Origin of the sequence: Paraburkholderia sp. CNPSo 3076 (assembly GCF_026343935.1) — a bacterium.
In the GTDB taxonomy this organism is placed as follows: Bacteria; Pseudomonadota; Gammaproteobacteria; order Burkholderiales; family Burkholderiaceae; genus Paraburkholderia; species Paraburkholderia nodosa.
On sequence record NZ_JAPMAL010000003.1, the window covers coordinates 12,373 to 32,201 of the forward strand.

The following is a 19,829-nucleotide window of genomic DNA, read 5'->3' on the forward strand; positions in this document are numbered from 1 at the left end:
CGGCTCAGTTGCGTGGCGGCGGCTCCTCGTCGTCGAACGGCGGCGCGCTCACCCTCAGCGCGACGCCCGCGAGGCGGCGGGACTGAAGTTCGCGCGCCACGGCGTCGGCCACGTAGGGCACTTCGGAATCGAGTTCGAGGTCCGCGTGCGCGTTGGGCGTGCCCGCGTCATAAACGGTGATGCCCTTGGCGTACTTGCCGAGTTCGCGCTCGAAAAAGCTGCGCACATCCTGCTCGCTGCAGGTTTCAGGAACATTCCAGACGGTCAGGTGCATGACGGCCTACCTCGCGGGGTATTCGGAGTCGACGTGCAGCGCTCAGCGGAACCGACGGGGTTGCGTCGCGCGTACGCGCACGGGCTGCAGGCTCGCGTGAGCGCGGGTACGGGTCCACGCCACCTGGCCGAGCACGGCAGCGACGCCAAGTAACAAAAGACTGGACGTGAGCATTATTGTGACTCCCTTGTGTTGATGAATGTCAGCATAGTCGCATTTGCTGAGCGGTGCGCTGCGGCATATTGTCTGGCGGCAGACGGCTAACCGATTGCCGCCCGATTGCCTGCTGCGCATGTGTGATCCGGTCCGCAATCAGCGTGCCCGAGGGAGGAAAGGTGCGCGCGAAACGGCGCTTCAGGACCCGTCGTCGCGGCTTGCCGAGGTCGTCTCGTCGGCCGACCCGCCGCAGTCCATGCGGGTGAGGCGATCGTACTGGTGCACCCAGTTGCCGGAGATCGCAGCCTGCGCCTGGGAAAGCGTCATGCGCCCCGCGCACACGCAGCGCTTCAGGCGCACCGTGAGCAGCGACTTGCGGCGCTCGCCGGCGTGACCGCCCCAGGGAATCAGGTCGAAGTTTGCCGTGGCGTCCGGCGACCCGCCGAGGACGATCGGCACGTGCCGGTCGAGCGCGTAGCCCACGCCGTCGTCGGCGTCGATGCCGCGCGCCGCGAGCATGCGGTCCTTCAGCGCCATGGTCTCGTCGAACGGCGGCGCCACCGTATCGGCGTAGCCCGGACGGCAGATCGTGTCCGTCACCGACTCCTGCGTGACGCGCGTATCGAGCAGCCGTGGATCTTGCGCGAATGCGGCCTGCGCCGCGCTGCCCGTAGCGAGCGCCAGCAGCGAAACGCGCAACACTCGCGCGCGCCACCGCGGCGCGCCAGTGCGACAAACAATGCCTTCTGCCATGCGGCGCGCGATGCGGCGTATTGCTGCCTTTTCTGCGTTCATGGTTGAGCGCATCGTGCTGCACGATGCGGAATGGATGGTTGGTGCCGGGCTATTAAACCACAATCAAATATTGTCAGGGCAATTGCGCACATCGGCCTGCAGGCATGCTGTTGCGCACATCGCGTGGCGGCCCGCACTGCCTCGCCGCGAGCACTCGCAACCTCAAGGTTTCACAAGGAATTTTTGCTTTGTAATCCCAGGTAATTTATGCGCCCGGAGAAATGCCTGGCCATCGCGCCGATGCTGGCCGTTTGGCCGATGGCAGCACGCGACGCGATAGCGCATAATGGGCCGCCCGGTCAGCTCCAGAGCGGAGCGCATCGCGCGCATTCGAAGAAACGAGGAAACCCCATGTCCATTTCCATGTATCAAGCATCGGTGCCCGTGCTCGTGCGCGGCCTCACCAATCTGCAAAACATCATCGGTAAGGCGCAGGCGCACGCGGCGGAAAAGCAGATCGACCCCACCGCGCTGACGGGCGCGCGGCTCTTCCCCGACATGCTGCCGCTCCTGCGTCAGATCCACATCGCCACAGACACCGCAAAGGGCTGCGCCGCGCGCCTCGCCGGTGTGGAGGCCCCGAAATTCGAGGACGTCGAGGTCACCTTCGACGAACTGCATGCCCGTATCCAGAAGACCATCGACTATCTGAACGGGTTCAAGCCGGAGCAGATCGACGGCACGGAAGCGCGCAGCATTACGCTCAAGATGCGCAGCGGCCCGATCGAGTTCACGGGCCAGAGCTATCTGCTGGGCTTCGTGCTGCCCAACTTCTTCTTCCATGTCACCACGGCCTACGACATCCTGCGTCACAACGGCGTGGAGCTGGGCAAGCTCGACTATCTTGGCGGGCGCTAACGCGAGCCACTAAACGCAAGCAATAAAAAGGCGTGCGGCGCCTTGCGCGCCGCGCGCCTTCTCGCAACGGTCGTTCCCGGCAGCGGCGTTAATCGAGCGAGAGCCGCAGCGCGAAGCCGATCAACGCGGACGAAAACGCCCACTTCTGGACCGTCTGCGCCAGCGGATGGCCGCGCAACCACACGGCGATGCGCGCGGCGCCCAGCACGTAGATCACGTCGAAGAGCGCGCATACGGCAACCAGCAGCACGCCCAGCACCGACACCTGCAGCCAGACCGAGCCCGCCTCGGGCCGGATGAACTGCGGCAGCAGCACCGAGCAGAACAGCAGCGCCTTCGGATTCAGCAGGTTCGTGAGCAGGCCCTTGGCGAAATCGGCGCGCAGCGGCCGCGCTACGGCCACGCCCTCCTGCTCGGGCATCGCGAACGCCGGTGCGCGGAAGATCTGCACGGCGATCCACGTGAGATACGCCGCCCCCACGTAGCGCACGACCTCATAAAGCCACGGCGCGTTGCGCAGCAAGGCCGCGAGACCGCAGGCCGAAAGCGTCACGTGGGTCGCGCGCGCGAGTCCCAGGCCGCAGGCCGCCGCGAAGCCGCTGCGCGTGCCGCGGCTCATGCTGGTCTGCATCACGAGCGCCATGTCGGCGCCGGGCAGCGCGCAGACGATAATCAGGGCGACAATGAACATCAACAGCAGGTGGGCGGAAATCATGTTGGCCTCGCGTGAAAGAGGCTCTATCTTGCCGCTACACGCAGAGCGATTTATGGCGATTTTCATACCACTTTAGCCATAGAATAGTGGAATACGCTAAGATTCCCGAACTCACACCAGAACTCCCCTAACCGCCATGAGCGACCTCGACAAACTCGACCGGGCGATACTCGGCGCGCTGCAAACCGACGGGCGCATGCCGAACGCACGGCTCGCCGAAACGGTGGGCCTGAGCGAAACGCCGTGCGCGCGGCGCCTCAAGCGCCTCGAACAGGACGGCTATATCGAGCGTTACCAGGCCGTGCTCTCGCGCCGCGCGCTCGGCTATGGCGTGGTGGGATTCGTCTCGGTGCGCTTCGCCGTGCACGACCGCGCGCTGGCCGACCGCTTCGAGCGCGAGGTGCTGGCGATCGAGCGCATTCTGTCGTGCCACAACGTATCCGGCACGGCCGACTATATTTTGCAGGTAGTGGCTCGCGATCTCGACGACTACGGCACCTTCATGCGCGACCAGCTGCGCAGCTTGCCCGGCGTCACCTCGGTCGAATCGGCGCTGTCGCTGCGCGAAGTGAAGGCCGAGGGCGGACTGCCCCTGCCCTGAACGCACTCAACCCCATTCACGCAAGAACGGAGCTTTCGATGACCCCAGAACAGGCACGAGCCGAAGAAGCCGCCGCCATGGAGCGCGTACTGACCGCGACCCAACGCGTCAAGTCGGCGTTCACCTCGCTGCAGTCGCAGTTTCCGCCGGAAGGCGACGGCAAGCCGTCGCAGTTCGCGCTGCAGACCTTCGACATGGCGCTCCAGGAACTGGAAGACGCCCAGGCCGCCTTCGACGAGATGCTCAACGATCTCTTCGACGGCGAACGCTGAACCTGCCCGCTTTTGCTGCGCGCCCCGCAAAGGCAGAGCGGCGTGCAGCCTGCGATCGGCTTCGCCATTGATTCGGATTCCAGATCAATATCGACAAAGCATGACTGATGACTTGAACGCTCCCGTCACCGTGCTCGGCGTGGGCGTCGTCGTACGCAACGGCGACGCGTGGCTGCTCGGCCTGCGCAAAAGCGCATGGGGACGCGACACGTGGGCGTTCCCCGGCGGCAAGGTCGACTCCGGTGAGGATCCGCTCGCCGCGGCCGCACGCGAGCTGCGTGAGGAAACCGGCCTGGAAATGATCGAGGCGCAAGCCGCCGGCTGGGCCAGCGGCTGGCTCGAAGCCGGCCGCGTGCGTCATGTGACGCTGTTCGTCGAGGCCGCCGCGCCGGGCACGCCAGTCGTCGCGGAGCCCGACAAGTGCGCGCGGTGGGCGTGGTTCACGCGGGATGCATTGCCCGCCGATCTGTTCGAGCCCACCCGCCTCTACTTCGAGACCCGCTAGCGCGTCGCGGCCGCGGCGCGCTCCCGGACAAACGCCGCGATGCGCTCGCAGGCCTCGACGAGCCTCGCTTCGTCCACGACGAAACCCAGCCGCACATAGCCGTTCGCGGTCTCGCCGAACGCGCTTGCGTCGAGCACGGAAACCTTCTGCGCCTCGAACAGCTGCCAGGTGAACGCCTGCGTGTCGAGGCCCGTGCCGCGGATGTCGATCATCATGAACATGCCCGCTTCCGGCAACAGGCACTTGAGACCCGGCACGCCCGCCAGCCGCTCGTAGACGATGTCGCGCCGGCGGCGATAGATCTCGCGCATCTGCGCGACGATCGGCGCGCGGTTGTCGAGCGCCGTGATCGCCGCCTCCTGAATGAAACCGGGCAGCCCGTAGAGCATGCAGAGCGCGAGCCGCGCCAGATGCGCAATCATCGTTTCCGGCGCAATCACCCAGCCCAGGCGCCAGCCCGGCATGGCATGCGACTTCGAGAGACTGCCGAGCGTGACCGTGCGCTCAGCCATGCCGTCGAGCGCGGCGATGCTCACGTGCTCGCGCTCGAACGTGAGGTCAGCGTAGACCTCGTCGGAGAGCACCCACAGGTCGTGCCGCTTCGCCAGTTGCGCGACGCGTTCGAGGTGCGCGCGCGGCATCACCGCGCCGGTGGGGTTGCACGGAGTCGCGAAAAAGATCGCGCGCGTGCGCGGCGTGACGGCGGCATCGAGCACGTCGCAGTCGAGATGAAAGCCGTTCTCGGGATCGACGGGCACCGGCACGAGCGTCGCGCCCGACGCGCGGATCGCGGCCTCGTAGGTGAGGTACATCGGCTCGGGCACGAGCACTTCGTCGCCGGCCTCCAGCAAACAGAGCGACGATGCGAACAAGCCGTTCTGCGCGCCCGCGCAGAGAATCACGTTCTGCGCGCCGACCGCGCGCCCGCTCTGCTGAGCATGCTCGCGCGCAATTGCCTCGCGCAGCGGCTCGCGGCCCAGGATGGCCGAGTAGTGCGTATCGCCCTCGCGCAGCGCGGCCACGGCGCGCTCGACGATGGGCGCGGGCGTGCCGAAGTCGGGGTCGCCCACGCTCAGCACGATCACGTCCTCGCCACGCGCCGCGGCCTGCACCGCTGCGTGATGGATCTCCCACGCCGTCGTGCGACGGCCCTGCAACCGCTCGACCAGATTCGAATACTTCATCTTTCGCGACTCTCCCGAACATACGGCGCGCCTCGCGCGTCGTGGCGTTCAAACCGTTTCCGTTGATTCGTGTGTGCAACGATACCAAGGAACGATGCCACTGAGAAATGTCGATGCGCTCATACGGGTATCCAACGTGGTGTTAGTATTTCCAGCCTGTTGGATGATCTTTTGGTCGGCAAATCCGCCGCGCGGCTCCATGTCCTCACCCTATGAAGTTCCGGCGCTCCGGCGCATACACGATATTCTCGACCTGCTCGCGCACGCTCAAGGCCCGATGCGAGCAGCGGCAATCGCGCAGGCCACTGGCCTCTCGCGCAGCACGCTCTATCTAATGCTCGACTCGCTCGAGCGCCGGCGCTGGATCGAAAAGCGCACCGACGGCTATATCGTCGGCCTCACGTTGTTCGAGCTAGGCAGCACTTACGTGCGGCACGATCGGCTCCAGGAAGTGTTCCGCCAGGAAGCGACCGTTTTCGTCGCGACGCATAACGAAGTGGTTCAGCTTGCGGTGCTGGACGGCGCGGAGGTCGTGTATCTCGCGCGCGAGGACCCCGCGCGGCCCGTGCGTCTCGTCTCCGATCTCGGCTCGCGGCTACCGGCGCACTGCAGCGCGCTGGGCAAGGCGCTGCTCGCCAGCCTTTCCGATGATGAAGTCAACGCCATCCTGCCGCGTCAGCTTCCCGCTGTGACGGCCAACACCATCACGCGCAAGCAGGACCTCATAGCGGCGCTCGCCGCGATACGCCGCTCCGGCCTCGCGCACGAGCGGGAAGAAGTGACGGCGGGCATCGCGTGCTTCGCGGCGTTCGTCGGCGTGACGGCGCTTGGCAAGCGTGTGGCGGTCAGCGCGAGCCTGCCGCTGGAGCGGCTCGACGCTCGCCGCGAAAAGCGGCTCGCCATCGCGGTGGTCGAGATGGCGCAGCGTATCGCCAAGGGGCTTTGAAGAGGCTCAAGCGCTCGCGCGCGGCACGACGGTGTACTGAATGCGTGTTTTCACGGGATGCGACGCGCCCGCGCCGTCCACTGCCGCGAGGGCGGCGACGATCGCCTCGCCCGTGCGCTGGCCAATGCCGTAGGCATCGACCGAAATCGTGGTGATCGCCGGATGGCAGCACGCCGCGATCTCGAAGTTGCCGAAGCCGGCAACCGCCATATCACGGGGCACGCTGACGCCGCGCCGCTGGCACTCCATGATCGCGCCGAACGCCGACATGTCGCTCACACACATCACGGCCTGCGTGTCGGGCCAGCGCTCGAGCAGCTCGGCCATGGCGGGCGCGCCGTGGCTCATCGTGACCGGCGAGTCGCCGAGTTGGACGACGCGGTGCCTTTCGAGCCCGAGCGCCTTCATTTCCATCTGAAAGCCCTTGAGCCGGTCGAGACCGCGCCGGTCAAGGTCGCCCGCGCCGCCTAGAAAGCCGATGCGGCTATGCCCCTTGTCCGCGAGATAGCGCACCATCTCGCGCGCGGCGCTCACGTTGGAAAAGCCCACGGCCATGTCGATCGGCTCCGTGGGCAGATCCCACATCTCGACGACCGGTACGCCCGAGCGCTGCAGCAGCGTGCGCGTGGCGTCCGTATGCTGTGCGCCCGTGAGCGCGATGCAGCGCGGCTGGTGGCGCAGCATCTGGCGCACGAGACGCTCCTCGCGATCGAGGAAGTAGTCGGTATCGCCGATCAGCAGTTCGAGCCCTTGCGGTTCAAGCACCGCGGTGAGGCCGCTCACGGTGTCCGAGAAGTTGGAGCTGGAAAGCGATGGCACGAGCACCGCGACGAACGACGAGCGCCCTGAGGAAAGCGCGCCGGCCGCCGCATCGGCCACGTAGCCCAGCTCGTCGATGGCGCGCTGCACGCGTTCGCGGGTCGCCTCCGACGCGCTGCGCCCCGCCATCACGCGGGACACCGTCATTTTCGAAACGCCCGCGAGACGAGCGACATCGGACATGCGGGGCGGCGTGGCTTTCGGAGCGCTGGTTTTGGACATCGCGGCTGGACGGCAAAATAAAAAGAACGCATATCATAACGGCTGCGCCGTTCTTTTCCTCGTTTCGCGCCGTTGCATACCATCGCCTTCGTAGGCGTTCATTTAATTCGCGATCCTTATCTTTGTGCAAAATCGCTGCGCAAGCGAGCGCCGTTCGATTCGGGAATCCAGGAATTCGGTCACAATCGGTGACCGGCGCCGGAGGATGCGCACGCCCGCGCAGACGCCCCGCCGCACACCCACGAGCCAGGAGGAAACTTGCCATGTCAGGACCCGCCCGCACCATTGCCGAGAAACGCGCTGAGTTTCGCGCACTGCACACCGCCGGTTGCTTCGTGCTGCCGAATCCGTGGGACGTGGGCAGCGCACGCTATCTCCAGGGCCTCGGCTTCAAGGCGCTCGCGACCACCAGCTCCGGGTTCGCATGGTCGCGCGGGCATGCCGACAACACGCTGCCGCGCGACGCGATCCTCGCGCACCTGCGCGAGATCGTCGCGGCCACCGACCTGCCCGTGAACGCCGACTTCGAAAGCGGCTTCGGCACGGATCCCGTAGGCGTCGAAGCAAGCGTGGGCCTCGCCGTCGAGACCGGCGTCGCCGGGCTTTCCGTGGAAGACTCGACCGGCGACGACGCAGCGCCGCTGCTGCCGATCGAGATCGCCGTCGAGCGCATGCGCGCGGCGCGCCGCGCCATCGACGCGCGCGGCGGCGACACCGTGCTAGTTGGCCGCGCGGAAAACTTTGTGGCCGGCGTGCCCAACCTCGACGACGCCATCGCGCGCTTGCAGGCGTACGCGCAGGCGGGCGCGGATTGCCTCTATGCGCCCGGCATCCAGACGCGCGAGCAGATCGTGGCCGTCGTCACCGCTGTCGCGCCGAAGCCCGTGAACGTGTTGATCGGCGCGAAGTCGGCCTTCACGCTCGACGATCTCGCCGCGCTCGGCGTGCGCCGCGTGAGCGTGGGCGGCGCGCTCGCCCGCACCGCGTGGGGCGCTTTCATGCATGCGGCGCAACGGCTCAATGAAGGGCGTTTCGACGGCTTCGAAGGCGCGGCCGCCGGTGCGACGCTCAACGCCGCCTTCCGTAGCGAGACCTGACTACGCTGCGGGCGTGATGGTGCGTGGCGCGCGCGGCTTGCGCACCGAACGACGAACATGTGGCGACGCCGGCGCCCGCGCGCCGGTGACGCTGCCGGCCTCGCCAAAGCACGCCAGCGCCCACGCCACGAACGCGCGCTGCTTGGGCGCCTGCGCGCGGCGATCCGCGTAAAGCAGATGCATCGGCCGCACCGGCGCGGCATACGCCTCGAGCAGCGGCACGAGCCGCCCCGCCGCCACCGACGGCGCGAGGTTCGGCTCGCCCGCCAGCACGATTCCCACGCCCGCCTCCGCCGCCGCGATCAGCGCGCGGGTGTCGTTGCTGCGCAGCTGGCCGCGCGGCTCGACTTCGATCTGTGTGTCGCCGTCCTTGAAGATCCACGTTTGGGGCGCCGGAAAGCTGTCGAACGCATAATCGAGGCACACGTGCCGCGTGAGTTCACGCGGATGCGCCGGCGTGCCGTGTGCGGCGAGATAAGCCGGCGCGGCGCACGGCACGAGCCGATAGGGCGCGAGCGGCCGCGCGACCAGTTGCGAGTCGGGCAGCGCGCCGATGCGAAACGCGACATCGAAACCGTCCTGCAAGAGGTCGAACTGCCGGTCGCTCAGGACGAGATCGACCTTCACGTCCGGGCAATCTGCGAGAAAGGCCTTGATTTCATGCGCAAGCCGGAAGGCGCCGAACGCGACGGGCGCCGTCACGCGCAGCGTGCCTTGCGGGTGGGCGGTCTGTGCGAGTGCGACGGCCTCAGCGGCGGCCGCCTCTTCGAGCACGCGGCGGCAGGCTTCGAAATAGGCGCGGCCGGCTTCCGTGAGCGCATGCTTGCGCGTCGAGCGCTGCAACAGGCGCACGCCTAGCGTCTTTTCCAGCGCGTCGACGTGCTTGCCCGCCATCTGCGGCGTCATCGCGAGCATGCGCGCCGCCGCCGTAAACGAACCGGATTCGGCGGTCTTCACGAACACGGTCATGCTGGTCAATTTGTCCACGATTGGAAACCCGCCATTTCAAGTGTTTCACCCGGATGTCCGATTATCGCATGGGAGTTTCGGCGCTACGCTGGGGTCTCCATAGCAAACCACGGGGCTTCCCATGAACGAACATCGATTGGCTGTCGGCATTCTCGGCGCGGGCGAGATCGGCTCGACGCTGGGCAAACTTCTCGCGCAGGCGGGGCATGAGGTGATGCTCTCGTCGCGCGATCCGAAGGCGCGCGCGGGAGAAGCGGCGGCGCTGGGCTGCCGGATCGGCACGCTGGAGCAGGCCGCGGCGTTCGGCGAGATCGTGATCGCGGCGCTGCCGCTGGCCGCGCTCGGCGAGATACCGATCAAAGCACTCACCGGCAAAGTCGTCATCGACACCATGAATTACTATCCGGCGCGCGACGGCGCCATTGCTGCGTTCGACGAACACCGCGAGGCCACGAGCGAGCGCGTTGCGCTGCAGCTCAGTGGCGCACGGGTGGTCAAGGCGTTCAGTGCGATTCTTGCGTACGACCTGCCGCGCGAAGAGCGGCCGCCTGTCGCTGGCGGACGGCGCGCGCTACCGGTCGCGGCAGACGACGAAGCGGCGAAGGCACTCGTGGCCGCGTTGCACGCACAGCTCGATTTCGACGCGCTCGACGCGGGTTCGCTTGCCGATAGCTGGCGCTTCGAGCGCGCAAAACCTGCCTACTGCATTGCACTGAACCACACGCAACTGCGCGCCGCGCTCGCCGCGGCCGAGCGCGACAAGGAGCTGCCGCATGGCTCATGGCGACGCAAACCGCGGCAGGATTGACGCTCACCGAAGCCGGGCAATCGCCTGGCATACCGAATCAAATAGCGCGAAGCCGCCGGCACCCGGATGAGGTCGAACTCGAGAGGGGAGGAGGTTCCGCGCGGGCCAGAACGGCCCGGCGAGCGCCGCCGGAGGCGGCGGCGCGAAATAACGAGGCGCAGCGGGGCGTCGCCGTTGCGCCTGGCAAGCTGTGCTTAGTCGTAGTGACGGTGCTTGTTGTGGTGCTTGCCGTGATAGCCGCGCGAATAGTCGTCGGCGTACGAGTTCGAGCGCGAGATATTGCCGCCGAGCGCCGAGCCTGCGCCGCCGCCCACTGCCGCGCCGATCAGGCCGCCCGTGCGGCCGCCCATGGCGTTGCCCGCCGCCGTGCCCGCGCCGCCGCCGAGCGCGCCGCCGATGATGGCGCCCGTGCGCTCGCGACGATTCGAGGTGACCGCGCCACCCGCGCCGCCGCCCACCGCGCCCCCGATCACCGCCCCGGTGCTGCCGCCCACGGCGCCACCTACGGCAGCGCCGGCGACGCCGCCGAGCGCGCCACCCAGTGCGTTGTTCATATCGCCGGCCAGCGCCGGCAGCGAGGCCGCAGCAGTCAGCGCAGCAACGGCAACCATCTGGATGATTTTCTTCGACATAGTTGTTCTCTTACGTTTTTGAGACGGAACCGAGTATAGCGGCCAACGCGAAAGGGCTTTGTAACGCCATGGGCCAAGCGCCGTAAGAGGTGTAACAAAATGGTCCGGCAGAACGGACGGTCGCCCACGCCGAAGGGTCGCTCCCTGAAATCGCTCGCGAGGACATTCAATCCAGCCGGAACACCTTGACCGCGCTGGCGAGCAGCTCTGTCTGGCGATGCTGCTGCCTGACCTGCTCGACCGTGTCGGCGACATGCGCCGCGTTTTCGCGTATCGCCGCGTCGATACCGGCGATGTTCTCGCCCATCTGGTCGATGCCCGCGCGCTGCGCGCCGGAGGCCGTCGCCATCTCGTGAACGATGGCCGACAGGCGCGTGACGCTTTCGAGCACCTCGCCCACCGTGTTGCCCGCGCTTTCGACGAGACCATTGCCCGTGCGGGCGCGATCGACCGACTCGCCGATCAGCACCCGGATTTCTTTCGCCGCCGAGGCGCTGCGCTGGGCCAGCGTGCGGACCTCCTCCGCCACCACCCCGAACCCCCGCCCCTGATCGCCCGCACGCGCTGCCTCGACCGAAGCGTTGAGCGCGAGAATGTTGGTCTGGAACGCGATGCCGTCGATCACGCCGATGATGTCGGTAATGCGTTCGCACGAGCGATAAATGTCGCCCATCGTCTCGATCACCGCCTTGATCGCCCCGCGCCCCTGCGTCGCGACCTCGCTCGCCGAGCCCGCCAGCGCGCTGGCCGTCATTGCGTGATCGACGCTCTCGTGCACGCTTTGCTTGAGCTGCTCCATTGCCGCGACCATGCCTTCGAGCGAACGGCGCTGCTGCCCGGTCCGCTCCGAAAGGACGGCGTTACGCGCGCTGGTTCCCGCTACGGACTCCGAAACTTCGCTCACGCTATCGCGCACCTGCAGCAGCGTCTTACGCACGGCCGCGAGCGTGGCGTGGAATGCGCCGGCGACGTCGCTTGCGGGCCGCGCCTGCTCGCTCAGCGTGATGTAGCCCGAAGCCTGGCCGATCCCCTCCGACATGGCCGCGAGTTCGCCCGCAATGTTCGCGTCGCGCTCCTGGCGCGCCGAAATCGCCGCGATGAACAAGGTTTGCAGCCAGAGAAACGCCCAGTGCTGCGCCACGACATCGAAGCCCGTCTGCGCAAAGACTCTGACAGGCCAGCCCCACGCCTGAAAATAGTTGAACGCGAGTTGCTGGACGGAGATGAAGCCGGTAGCGAGCAGCACGACCTGCACGTCGCGATAGGCAAGCAGCAGCGAAAGCAGGATGAACACCACGAAGTGAAACTCGTCCTGCCCGCCCCCCACGTCGATCAAAAGGGCCGCGCCGCCCATGAAGGTGAGCGCGGAACCCATCCTGGCGATCTTGTGCCCCGGCAGGGCAAGTGCGAGCAGCGTGGACACGAGCGCCAGCGGCAATCCGACGACGAGCACGGGTGTGAGCGCGTCGAAGTGCCAGCCGATCCCCAAGGCGCCGGCCAGAAGAATCCAGTTGACCAGCGCGCAAGCCCTGTCGGCTCGTTTGCGCGCGTTCATGAGCGGGCTTTCGACGGCCGCTCGCCGGCGAGCGGCATTGGCTGCGGCGTACGCCTCGCCAAACGGGGCTTCTGCGAAATTGCTGGACATGGAATTCCCGACTCCTGATTGACAATGCAACTTACGGCCAAGGTGAGACAGACAAGCCGAATCACTTTACGCATTTATCGGCAGGTCAACCGACAACTAGATAAGGGAAATCCATCGAAGAATTCTGGTTGACTTATCATCCAATGTCATTTTGGCGACAGCCGTTGTAACGGGACCTAACAAAACTGCATCGGCCGGGGATGTTCCGCAGAGCCGTTTTTGTGGCAGGCTTGGTCAATTCGACTGCGAAAAGGCCTTTACCATGTCCCGAAGCCCACACTCCGTTTCCGCGTTGTCGTTCGCACGTCCCACCTACGGCTTGACGCTACGCGTGCTGCATTGGCTGACGGCGCTATGCATGTTCGTGGTGATCCCGGTGGCGTGGTACATGACGACGATGGACCGTCATGACCCGTCGCGCGGCAGTTGGGTGAATTTCCACAAATCGATTGGCCTGACCGTCCTGCTGCTCACGCTGATCCGCGTGGTGACACGGCTTTCCGGCTCCGCGCCGCCGCTGCCGCAACGCATTCCGGCGTTCGAGCAGAAGCTCGCGCATATCGGTCATGGCTTGCTGTATCTGATTCTCTTTGCCATGCCGATCAGTGGATATATCAACTCGTATGGCGGCGGCCATCCGGTGAACTGGTTCTGGCTGTTTCAGGTTCCCGCCGTCGTGCCGGCAGACAAGGCGCTCGGCCATCTCGGCTCGAAGGTCCACTACTGGCTGGCGTACCTGACGTACGTACTGATCGCCGGGCACGTGCTCGCGGTGATCTACCATCAACTGGTGCAGCGCGTGGACATCCTGGGACGCATGACGGGGCGCGCGGGCAACCGCTGACGCGCCGGGTCATCACAACGCGCGTTCGATCGCCACGATCAGGGCCCTCAGCACCCCCTCGATGGGGCGCGAAAGTCGCCGGTCGCGCATCGTCATCACACACAGGTTGCGCTGGTTGAGCGTGGGTTCGTCGAAGCGCTTCGCCACCAGCGAAAGATCGTCCACGAGGCCCGAAAGCGAGAGCCGGCTGCCGAGCGTAATCGCGCCCGCCAGCGCCGCGAACGCATGCAAGGCGCTCGAATTGTTGCTCGTGAGGATGGGCTCGAGCTTGATGCCGTGCCGAGCGCAGCACTCGTCGAATAGCTGGCGCGCCGTGTTGCCGCGCTCGAGCAGCGCGACGGGATAGTCGCGCAGGTCCGCGAGCGTGAGCGAGGCGCGCTGCGCCAGCGGATGCCCCGGATCGAGCAGCGCGCAGACCGGCGCCTGTGCGCTGTACTGCACGTAGACCTTCGCGGGGTCGCCGCTCGAAAACGCCAGCCCCAGGTCCGCCTCGCCCGTGGCCACCCACTGCTCGACCTGCGAAGGCGTGCCCGAGCGCAGATTGAAATGCACGTGAGGCGCGGCGGCGTGATGCTGCGCGAGCACGTGGGGCAGGAACGAGCGCGTAAAGCCCTCAGTGCAGCCGATTCGCACGATGCCGTGCCCGAGCGCCTTGGCCGTGGCGATCTCGGCGAGCACCGCGTCGCCCTCCAGCAGCGCGCGCCGCGCGTGCTCGGCCAGCCGCTCGCCCGATTCGGTCAGCACCATCCCACGCGGCATGCGCTCGAAGAGCGCCGTGCCGACGTCTTCCTCCAGCTTGCTGATCTGCCGGCTGATCGCCGAAACGGCGACGTGCAGGTTCTCCGAGGCCGCGGCCAGCGACCCGGTGCGCGCGACCTCGACGAAGTAGCGCAAGGCGATTCCATGGAGCATCGGCTTATCCGCTCAGTGGGCGTTCATTGCGTTGCCATTTCGGCAATGCTATCCGCAAATTTTGAAATTGTTGCGAATTTTTGACGTTCCTAGACTGCTTTCATTCCCCGCACCCAGGCATGAGAGGAGCCCTTTTGAACGAGACCCGACAAACCGCCATCGACCGCGCCGTGCGCGTCTACGATTCCGGCGCGTTCTTCACCGACCTCCAGCGCCGCGTGGGCTTTCGCACCGAAAGCCAGAATCCGGAGCAGGCCCGCGCGCTCGTCGCCTACCTCGCCGACGAGGTAATGCCCTCCCTCACGCCGCTCGGCTTCACGTGCCGCGTGGTCGAGAATCCCGCGGGCGGGCGCGCGCCGTTTCTGATCGCCGAGCGCATCGAAGACCCTGCGCTTCCGGGTGTGCTGACCTACGGCCACGGCGACGTCGTGCGCGGCTACGACGAGCAGTGGCGCGAAGGTCTCGCGCCCTGGACCGTCACCGTGGAAGGCGACCGCTGGTATGGCCGCGGCACCGCCGACAACAAAGGCCAGCACTCCGTGAACTTCGCCGCGCTCGCCGCGGTGCTGGACGCGCGCGGCGGCAAGCTCGGCTACAACGTGAAGCTGATCTTCGAAACCGGCGAGGAAATCGGCTCGCCGGGCCTCGACGCGGTTTGCGCGGCCCATCGCGACGCGCTCGCGGCGGACGTGTTCATCGCCTCAGACGGCCCCCGCGTGCTGGCCGAACGCCCCACACTCTTCCTCGGCTCGCGCGGCGGCGTAACGTTCGAACTGCTCGTCGATCTGCGCCGTGGCGCGCATCACTCGGGCAACTGGGGCGGCGCGCTGCGCAATCCGGCCGTCGTGTTGTCGCACGCGATCGCGAGCCTGGTCGACCGGCGCGGCGCCATCGCCGTGGACGGGCTGCGTCCGCCGCCCGTGCCTGCGAGCGTGCGCGAGGCGCTTGGCGACATCGTGCTCGGCGGCGACGAAGACGCCCCCGCGATCGATCCCGACTGGGGCGAGCCTGGCCTCACGCCCACCGAGCGCGTGATCGCCTGGAACACGCTCGAAGTGCTCGCGTTCAAGACCGGCAACCCCGATGCGCCGGTCAACGCGATCCCGCCCACGGCCAAGGCCACTTGCCAACTGCGCTTCGTGGTGGGCACGGACGCCGCGCGCGTGGGCGAGCATCTCGAAGCGCACTTCGCGCGGCTTGGCTTTGACGACGTGCAGGTGCGGGTCACGCAGACGTCCGCCGCGACGCGGCTCGACCCCGACGATGCCTGGGTGCACTGGGCGCTCGATTCACTGCGTGCGTCGACTGGAAAGAAGCCCGCGCTGTTGCCGAACCTCGGCGGCACGGTGCCGAACGATGTATTCGCGTACACGCTCGGCCTGCCGACGCTCTGGGTCCCGCACTCGTATCCGGCCTGCGCGCAGCACGCGCCAAATGAACACCTGCTCGGCTCCGTCGCGCGCGAGGCGCTCGCCGTGATGGCCGGACTCTGGTGGGACCTCGGCGACGATGCCGCGCGTCTCGCCGCGACCCGCGCATCGGCGAAAGCGCACGCGACGCAACCCACCGACGCCCTCGCCTGACGACCAAGATAAAGGTGCCTGCCGCCATGTCCGCAAAACAACCCGTGAGCCTTGCGAGGCTCGTCATCGCCACGTCCGCCGGCAACGCGCTCGAATGGTTCGACATCGCCATTTATGGGTTCTTCGCGGTGTACATCGGCAAGCATTTCTTTCCGGCGGTCAACGAATCCGTTTCGATGCTGCTCACGTTCGGCACCTTTGGCGCGTCGTATCTCGTGCGGCCGCTCGGCGGCGCGGTGCTCGGCGCCTATGCCGACCGCAGCGGACGCAAGGCCGCGCTGATGCTCTCGGTCAGCCTCATGATGGTCGGCACAGCGATCATCGCGCTGATTCCCGACTACGCGACGATAGGTCTCGCCGCGCCGCTCGCGGTGTTCGCCGCGCGGCTCATCCAGGGCTTTTCGGCGGGCGGCGAGTTCGGTGCGTCCACGGCCATGCTGATCGAGCATGCGCCGCACCGGCGCGGTTTTTTCGCGAGCTGGCAATTCGCCACGCAAGGGCTCGCCACACTGCTCGCGGCCTCGTTCGGCTATGGTCTCGCCCGCCTCATGGCGCCTGCCGACCTCGCGGCCTGGGGCTGGCGTCTGCCGTTTTTCTTTGGATTACTGATTGGTCCCGTGGGTCTCTATTTGCGCCGCTTCATTGAAGACGCCGAGGACTTCAAGCGCACCGCGCGCACCGAAACGCCCGTGCGCGAAGTGCTGGGCCAGCAAAAGCGGCTCGTGCTCACGGCGATCGGCCTGATGACCGTCTCGACGGCGGTCAACTATCTGCTGCAATACATTCCCACGTTCGCGATCCGCCAGCTGCATCTGCCAGCGGCAACCGGCTTCGCGGCGACAATGGCGGGCGGCGTGATTCTCACCGTCGTCACGCCGTTCGCGGGGCATCTGTCCGACCGCATCGGGCGGCGCACGCAGATGATCTGCGTGGCGCTCCTCTTTCTCGCGAGCGCCTACCCCGGCTTCGCCTGGGCGACCAGCCATGCGAGTGCCGTGCCGCTCTTCGTGCTGATTGCGTGGCTCGCGCTCCTGAAGTCGATCTACTTCGGCGCCCTGCCCGCGCTCATGGCCGAAATCTTCCCGGCCGCGACGCGCGCCACCGGCATGTCGATCGGCTACAACATCGGCGTGACCGTATTCGGCGGCTTCACCCCGGCCATCGTCACGTGGATGCTGAGCGCCACCGGCGACAAGAGCGCGCCGAGTTACTGGCTGATTGCGACCGCCATGATCAGTTTGTCCGCGCTGGCGTATGTAAGCCGCGTGCGCGTCGCGGCCACGGTTGCGCAGCGGGCGACGGCGTAAATCGAGCGAGGAAAAGGGAAATGTGTCGACAACCCTATTGAAATCAGTGTCATCGCCCATATCGTAGAATTCCGATATATGATTCGGACAGTTACGATGCAGCCTCGATGAAGAACCCCTCTACCACTCCCGATCTGGACGTCGACGCGATCTGCAAGGCGCTCTCCAATCCCGTGCGCCGCGAGATTCTTGCGTGCCTGCGCGAGCCGCAGATGCACTTCGGCGACCAGGCGCTGCCGCTCGAAAACGGCGTTTGCGCGGGCAAGATCGACGCGCATTGCGAGCTTTCGCAATCCACGGTGTCCGCCCATCTGGCCGTGTTGCAGAAGGCCGGACTCGTCACGTCCAAACGCGTGGGGCAGTGGGTGTTCTTCAAGCGCAACGAGCCGGTCATCGAGGCGTTTATCGCCCATATGAACGCGCAGTTGTGATTGCCCGGCGACGAAACATCCGCTGGATTTGCATCGTCCGTTTCGATTCCCGTATCGCTTTTCAGCCCGCGGGCCGCGCCCGCAGACAAGGTGACCCTACATGGCAACGCTTTTCGACCCCATCCAGATCGGCGACCTCACGCTGCCGAACCGCATCATCATGGCCCCGCTCACGCGTCAACGCGCAGGTGAAGTGCGCGTGCCCAACGAACTCATGGCGAAGTACTACGCCGAGCGCGCCACGGCCGGCCTCATCATCAGCGAGGCGACCTCGGTGACGCCGCAAGGCGTCGGCTATGCCGAAACGCCTGGCATCTGGTCGCAAGAGCAAGTGGAAGGCTGGAAGATCGTGACTGATGCGGTGCATGCCGCCGGCGGCCGCATCTTCATGCAGCTGTGGCACGTGGGCCGTGTGTCCGACCCTGTGTTCCTGAACGGCGACCTGCCGGTGGCGCCCAGCGCCATCGCGCCGCAAGGCAACGTGAGCCTCGTGCGTCCGCAGCGCGGCTTCGTCACGCCGCGCGCGCTCGAAACCGAAGAGATCGCCGGCGTGATCGCTGCATTCCGCCAGGGCGCGGTCAACGCGAAGGCGGCCGGTTTCGACGGCGTGGAAATTCACGGCGCGAACGGCTATCTGCTCGACCAGTTCCTGCAGGACAGCACCAACCAGCGCACGGACGCCTATGGCGGCTCGATCGAAAATCGCGCGCGCCTGCTGCTCGAAATCACCGACGCGTGTATCGATGTGTGGGGCGCGAATCGCGTGGGCATGCATATCGCACCGCGCGGCGACGCCCACACGATGGGCGATTCGAATCCGGCGGCAACGTTCGGTTATGTAGCGCGCGAGCTCGGCAAGCGCAAAATCGCGTTCCTGTTCGCGCGCGAATCGCTTGGCGACAACCGTCTTGGGCCGCAGCTGAAAGCCGAATTCGGCGGTCCGTTCATCGCCAACGAAAGGTTCTCGCTCGAATCGGCGCAGGCCGTGCTCGCCGCAGGCGAAGCCGACGCGGTCGCGTGGGGTCAGCTTTTCATCGCGAACCCCGATCTGGCGCGCCGTTTCGAACTGAACGCGCCGCTCAACGCGCCGAATCCGTCGACGTATTACGCGCGCGGCGAAACGGGCTACACGGACTACCCGTCGCTCGAAAGCGCGGCGTAAAGAACGCATGCGGCCCATGGCCGCATGCCACCAGGCGGCCACGGCGCAGGCATTCTGTCTCGCCGTGGCCGTTTTTCGCTGGAAGTCCTGAAAATACGGGACTCGCGTGCGAGCGGGCGTTAAAGCTCAGACAGATCACGCTTTCGACGTGCGTGCGGCGATTTTGCTCGATAGGCGGATTCAATTGGTATCCCGCGCCCGGATATCCTTGAATACAAAGCCGCCTACCAACCCTCCTCGCTGATCGGAGCCAAGTCATGCCGAAGACCGCCGACGCTTCCGAGATCGTCCATACCATCGCCGAAGAAACCAACACGCCGGAAGAAACGGTCGCGCGCATCTACGCCGACACGCTCAATGAATATCGAGCGCAAGCGCGCATCCAGGACTATCTGCCGCTTTTCGCCGCGCGCAAGACACGCGCGACGCTGCGGCAAAATGGAACGAAGCCGCACTAGTCACCGCCTGTCAGCTTGTCTTTGCGCCGGCCACACAGAGGCCGGCCGCTCCACCCCGCCGCGTTTTTCTGGGCGGTGCGCGCCCGCATAGGGCTCGCACCGTCGCATGCATTGGCCCACTCGGGCACACCCCGGCACGCATCGCCCAACTTCCTCTCTTAAGGTTGGTTTAATTCTTTGCTGCAACCATAGGGTCAACCCCTGTTGAGCCGCCGGAAGATCGGCGGCGTTTTTTTGTGCGGCAAGCCTAGGAGGAGCGAGGTCATGGTTGAAGACGATGTGCTGGTGCACCTGCAGTCCCTGCTGCGCGATGGCGCGGCTTCGACAGTCGCGTCGTGCCGGGTCTCCACGCCGCTCCAGCATCCGTGGGGCCGCGCCTACCGGCTCGTCGAATGGACGACGCCGCTCGACGACAGCGCCCGCCGCCAGGTCGTGCCCGCCGAAAGCACGGCGCTCGACATCGCCCGCCTCGTCGCGCAGCACGTGCCCGGCCGCCGCATTTTGCTAAACGGCGAACCCGCCGCGGTCGAACGCCCTCGCACGCGCCGCCGTCGCGCGTCCAGCGCCGCAAACGCACGCGCGGCGCGCTAGAGGCGCCGCTTTCGGGCGGCGTACTCGCGGCGGCACGCGCCGC

22 protein-coding genes and 1 pseudogene are annotated in these 19,829 nt (G+C 66.4%); 14 read left to right on the forward strand and 9 right to left on the reverse strand.

What is annotated here, in order from left to right; genetic code table 11:
- Positions 1 to 4 precede the first annotated feature (4 nt).
- A complete protein-coding gene (locus M3A49_RS03825; protein ID WP_266227535.1) occupies positions 5 to 274 on the reverse strand; it encodes an RNA-binding protein in 270 nt (89 codons plus the stop codon).
- A gap of 354 nt (positions 275 to 628) precedes the next feature.
- Complete coding sequence (locus tag M3A49_RS03830; RefSeq protein ID WP_416338917.1) at positions 629 to 1,132, reverse strand: hypothetical protein; 504 nt, start codon at positions 1,130 to 1,132, stop codon at positions 629 to 631.
- A 444-nt stretch (positions 1,133 to 1,576) separates the two neighbouring features.
- Between M3A49_RS03830 and M3A49_RS03835 the strand changes: the two genes are divergently transcribed.
- The gene (locus M3A49_RS03835) at positions 1,577 to 2,083 is read left to right on the forward strand and encodes a DUF1993 domain-containing protein (protein WP_028202511.1); all 507 of its coding nucleotides are present in this window, start codon (positions 1,577 to 1,579) and stop codon (positions 2,081 to 2,083) included.
- Between the two features lie 88 nt (positions 2,084 to 2,171).
- Here the strand turns inward: M3A49_RS03835 and M3A49_RS03840 are convergent, their stop codons facing one another.
- A complete protein-coding gene (locus M3A49_RS03840) occupies positions 2,172 to 2,798 on the reverse strand; it encodes a LysE family translocator (protein ID WP_254358224.1) in 627 nt (208 codons plus the stop codon).
- A 136-nt stretch (positions 2,799 to 2,934) separates the two neighbouring features.
- Here M3A49_RS03840 and M3A49_RS03845 point away from each other — a divergent pair, with 136 nt between their 5' ends.
- The 3 genes from M3A49_RS03845 to M3A49_RS03855 all read left to right on the forward strand — a co-directional run bounded on the left by M3A49_RS03845 (position 2,935) and on the right by M3A49_RS03855 (position 4,176).
- A complete protein-coding gene (locus tag M3A49_RS03845) occupies positions 2,935 to 3,399 on the forward strand; it encodes an Lrp/AsnC family transcriptional regulator (RefSeq protein ID WP_266227536.1) in 465 nt (154 codons plus the stop codon).
- 38 nt (positions 3,400 to 3,437) lie between these two features.
- The gene (locus M3A49_RS03850; protein WP_069261806.1) at positions 3,438 to 3,671 is read left to right on the forward strand and encodes a hypothetical protein; all 234 of its coding nucleotides are present in this window, start codon (positions 3,438 to 3,440) and stop codon (positions 3,669 to 3,671) included.
- A gap of 100 nt (positions 3,672 to 3,771) precedes the next feature.
- Positions 3,772 to 4,176, forward strand: coding sequence for a nucleotide triphosphate diphosphatase NUDT15 (locus M3A49_RS03855; RefSeq protein ID WP_266227537.1), 405 nt, complete (start codon positions 3,772 to 3,774; stop codon positions 4,174 to 4,176).
- On the opposite strand, the gene M3A49_RS03860 is transcribed toward M3A49_RS03855, so the two are convergent.
- Positions 4,173 to 5,360 (reverse strand): pyridoxal phosphate-dependent aminotransferase, encoded by a 1,188-nt coding sequence (locus M3A49_RS03860; RefSeq protein ID WP_266227538.1) that lies wholly within the window; start codon positions 5,358 to 5,360, stop codon positions 4,173 to 4,175. The two genes, M3A49_RS03855 and M3A49_RS03860, sit on opposite strands and share 4 nt — an antisense overlap.
- Before the next feature lie 199 nt (positions 5,361 to 5,559).
- On the opposite strand from M3A49_RS03860, the gene M3A49_RS03865 reads away from it, so the two are divergent.
- Positions 5,560 to 6,306 (forward strand): IclR family transcriptional regulator, encoded by a 747-nt coding sequence (locus M3A49_RS03865; protein ID WP_266227539.1) that lies wholly within the window; start codon positions 5,560 to 5,562, stop codon positions 6,304 to 6,306.
- 6 nt (positions 6,307 to 6,312) lie between these two features.
- Here the strand turns inward: M3A49_RS03865 and M3A49_RS03870 are convergent, their stop codons facing one another.
- The gene (locus M3A49_RS03870) at positions 6,313 to 7,308 is read right to left on the reverse strand and encodes a LacI family DNA-binding transcriptional regulator (RefSeq protein WP_254358218.1); all 996 of its coding nucleotides are present in this window, start codon (positions 7,306 to 7,308) and stop codon (positions 6,313 to 6,315) included.
- Between the two features lie 302 nt (positions 7,309 to 7,610).
- Between M3A49_RS03870 and M3A49_RS03875 the strand changes: the two genes are divergently transcribed.
- Positions 7,611 to 8,444 (forward strand): isocitrate lyase/PEP mutase family protein, encoded by an 834-nt coding sequence (locus M3A49_RS03875; protein WP_266227540.1) that lies wholly within the window; start codon positions 7,611 to 7,613, stop codon positions 8,442 to 8,444.
- Here M3A49_RS03875 and M3A49_RS03880 read toward each other — a convergent pair whose 3' ends face one another.
- The gene (locus M3A49_RS03880; protein WP_266227541.1) at positions 8,445 to 9,431 is read right to left on the reverse strand and encodes a LysR family transcriptional regulator; all 987 of its coding nucleotides are present in this window, start codon (positions 9,429 to 9,431) and stop codon (positions 8,445 to 8,447) included.
- Positions 9,432 to 9,534: 103 nt separating this feature from the next.
- On the opposite strand from M3A49_RS03880, the gene M3A49_RS03885 reads away from it, so the two are divergent.
- Positions 9,535 to 10,221 carry an NADPH-dependent F420 reductase gene (locus tag M3A49_RS03885; protein ID WP_266227542.1) on the forward strand — a complete coding sequence of 229 codons (687 nt, stop codon included), beginning with the start codon at positions 9,535 to 9,537 and terminating at the stop codon, positions 10,219 to 10,221.
- A gap of 194 nt (positions 10,222 to 10,415) precedes the next feature.
- Here the strand turns inward: M3A49_RS03885 and M3A49_RS03890 are convergent, their stop codons facing one another.
- Positions 10,416 to 10,853, reverse strand: coding sequence for a hypothetical protein (locus M3A49_RS03890; RefSeq protein WP_266227543.1), 438 nt, complete (start codon positions 10,851 to 10,853; stop codon positions 10,416 to 10,418).
- Between the two features lie 166 nt (positions 10,854 to 11,019).
- A complete protein-coding gene (locus tag M3A49_RS03895) occupies positions 11,020 to 12,498 on the reverse strand; it encodes a methyl-accepting chemotaxis protein (protein ID WP_266227544.1) in 1,479 nt (492 codons plus the stop codon).
- Between the two features lie 262 nt (positions 12,499 to 12,760).
- Here M3A49_RS03895 and M3A49_RS03900 point away from each other — a divergent pair, with 262 nt between their 5' ends.
- Positions 12,761 to 13,342 carry a cytochrome b gene (locus tag M3A49_RS03900; protein ID WP_254357087.1) on the forward strand — a complete coding sequence of 194 codons (582 nt, stop codon included), beginning with the start codon at positions 12,761 to 12,763 and terminating at the stop codon, positions 13,340 to 13,342.
- 12 nt (positions 13,343 to 13,354) lie between these two features.
- Here M3A49_RS03900 and M3A49_RS03905 read toward each other — a convergent pair whose 3' ends face one another.
- Positions 13,355 to 14,254 carry a LysR family transcriptional regulator gene (locus tag M3A49_RS03905; RefSeq protein WP_266227545.1) on the reverse strand — a complete coding sequence of 300 codons (900 nt, stop codon included), beginning with the start codon at positions 14,252 to 14,254 and terminating at the stop codon, positions 13,355 to 13,357.
- Between the two features lie 134 nt (positions 14,255 to 14,388).
- Here M3A49_RS03905 and M3A49_RS03910 point away from each other — a divergent pair, with 134 nt between their 5' ends.
- The 6 genes and pseudogenes from M3A49_RS03910 to M3A49_RS03935 all read left to right on the forward strand — a co-directional run.
- Positions 14,389 to 15,837: a M20 family metallopeptidase gene (locus M3A49_RS03910; protein ID WP_266227546.1), complete on the forward strand. Its 1,449-nt coding sequence runs from the start codon at positions 14,389 to 14,391 to the stop codon at positions 15,835 to 15,837.
- Positions 15,838 to 15,863: 26 nt separating this feature from the next.
- Positions 15,864 to 17,144, forward strand: coding sequence for an MFS transporter (locus tag M3A49_RS03915; protein WP_266227547.1), 1,281 nt, complete (start codon positions 15,864 to 15,866; stop codon positions 17,142 to 17,144).
- Between the two features lie 107 nt (positions 17,145 to 17,251).
- Positions 17,252 to 17,575 carry an ArsR/SmtB family transcription factor gene (locus M3A49_RS03920; protein ID WP_028202531.1) on the forward strand — a complete coding sequence of 108 codons (324 nt, stop codon included), beginning with the start codon at positions 17,252 to 17,254 and terminating at the stop codon, positions 17,573 to 17,575.
- A 100-nt stretch (positions 17,576 to 17,675) separates the two neighbouring features.
- Entirely contained in the window at positions 17,676 to 18,737 is a 1,062-nt protein-coding gene (locus tag M3A49_RS03925) for an alkene reductase (RefSeq protein ID WP_266227548.1), read from the forward strand.
- Between the two features lie 257 nt (positions 18,738 to 18,994).
- On the forward strand, positions 18,995 to 19,195 hold the full coding sequence (locus tag M3A49_RS03930; protein WP_028202533.1) for a DUF3562 domain-containing protein: 201 nt from the start codon (positions 18,995 to 18,997) through the stop codon (positions 19,193 to 19,195).
- A 264-nt stretch (positions 19,196 to 19,459) separates the two neighbouring features.
- Positions 19,460 to 19,690 (forward strand): annotated as a pseudogene (locus M3A49_RS03935) (DUF2866 domain-containing protein); the annotation flags it as partial.
- Between the last annotated feature and the right edge of the window lie 139 nt (positions 19,691 to 19,829).

Coding starts and splice junctions, on each gene's coding strand:
- M3A49_RS03825 (WP_266227535.1), bottom strand. CDS start 274: ATGCACCTGACCGTCTGGAATGTTCCTGAAACCTGCAGCGAGCAGGAT.
- M3A49_RS03835 (WP_028202511.1), top strand. CDS start 1,577: ATGTCCATTTCCATGTATCAAGCATCGGTGCCCGTGCTCGTGCGCGGC.
- M3A49_RS03840 (WP_254358224.1), bottom strand. CDS start 2,798: ATGATTTCCGCCCACCTGCTGTTGATGTTCATTGTCGCCCTGATTATC.
- M3A49_RS03845 (WP_266227536.1), top strand. CDS start 2,935: ATGAGCGACCTCGACAAACTCGACCGGGCGATACTCGGCGCGCTGCAA.
- M3A49_RS03850 (WP_069261806.1), top strand. CDS start 3,438: ATGACCCCAGAACAGGCACGAGCCGAAGAAGCCGCCGCCATGGAGCGC.
- M3A49_RS03855 (WP_266227537.1), top strand. CDS start 3,772: ATGACTGATGACTTGAACGCTCCCGTCACCGTGCTCGGCGTGGGCGTC.
- M3A49_RS03860 (WP_266227538.1), bottom strand. CDS start 5,360: ATGAAGTATTCGAATCTGGTCGAGCGGTTGCAGGGCCGTCGCACGACG.
- M3A49_RS03865 (WP_266227539.1), top strand. CDS start 5,560: ATGTCCTCACCCTATGAAGTTCCGGCGCTCCGGCGCATACACGATATT.
- M3A49_RS03870 (WP_254358218.1), bottom strand. CDS start 7,308: ATGTCCGATGTCGCTCGTCTCGCGGGCGTTTCGAAAATGACGGTGTCC.
- M3A49_RS03875 (WP_266227540.1), top strand. CDS start 7,611: ATGTCAGGACCCGCCCGCACCATTGCCGAGAAACGCGCTGAGTTTCGC.
- M3A49_RS03885 (WP_266227542.1), top strand. CDS start 9,535: ATGAACGAACATCGATTGGCTGTCGGCATTCTCGGCGCGGGCGAGATC.
- M3A49_RS03890 (WP_266227543.1), bottom strand. CDS start 10,853: ATGTCGAAGAAAATCATCCAGATGGTTGCCGTTGCTGCGCTGACTGCT.
- M3A49_RS03895 (WP_266227544.1), bottom strand. CDS start 12,498: ATGTCCAGCAATTTCGCAGAAGCCCCGTTTGGCGAGGCGTACGCCGCA.
- M3A49_RS03900 (WP_254357087.1), top strand. CDS start 12,761: ATGTCCCGAAGCCCACACTCCGTTTCCGCGTTGTCGTTCGCACGTCCC.
- M3A49_RS03905 (WP_266227545.1), bottom strand. CDS start 14,254: ATGCTCCATGGAATCGCCTTGCGCTACTTCGTCGAGGTCGCGCGCACC.
- M3A49_RS03915 (WP_266227547.1), top strand. CDS start 15,864: ATGTCCGCAAAACAACCCGTGAGCCTTGCGAGGCTCGTCATCGCCACG.
- M3A49_RS03920 (WP_028202531.1), top strand. CDS start 17,252: ATGAAGAACCCCTCTACCACTCCCGATCTGGACGTCGACGCGATCTGC.
- M3A49_RS03925 (WP_266227548.1), top strand. CDS start 17,676: ATGGCAACGCTTTTCGACCCCATCCAGATCGGCGACCTCACGCTGCCG.
- M3A49_RS03930 (WP_028202533.1), top strand. CDS start 18,995: ATGCCGAAGACCGCCGACGCTTCCGAGATCGTCCATACCATCGCCGAA.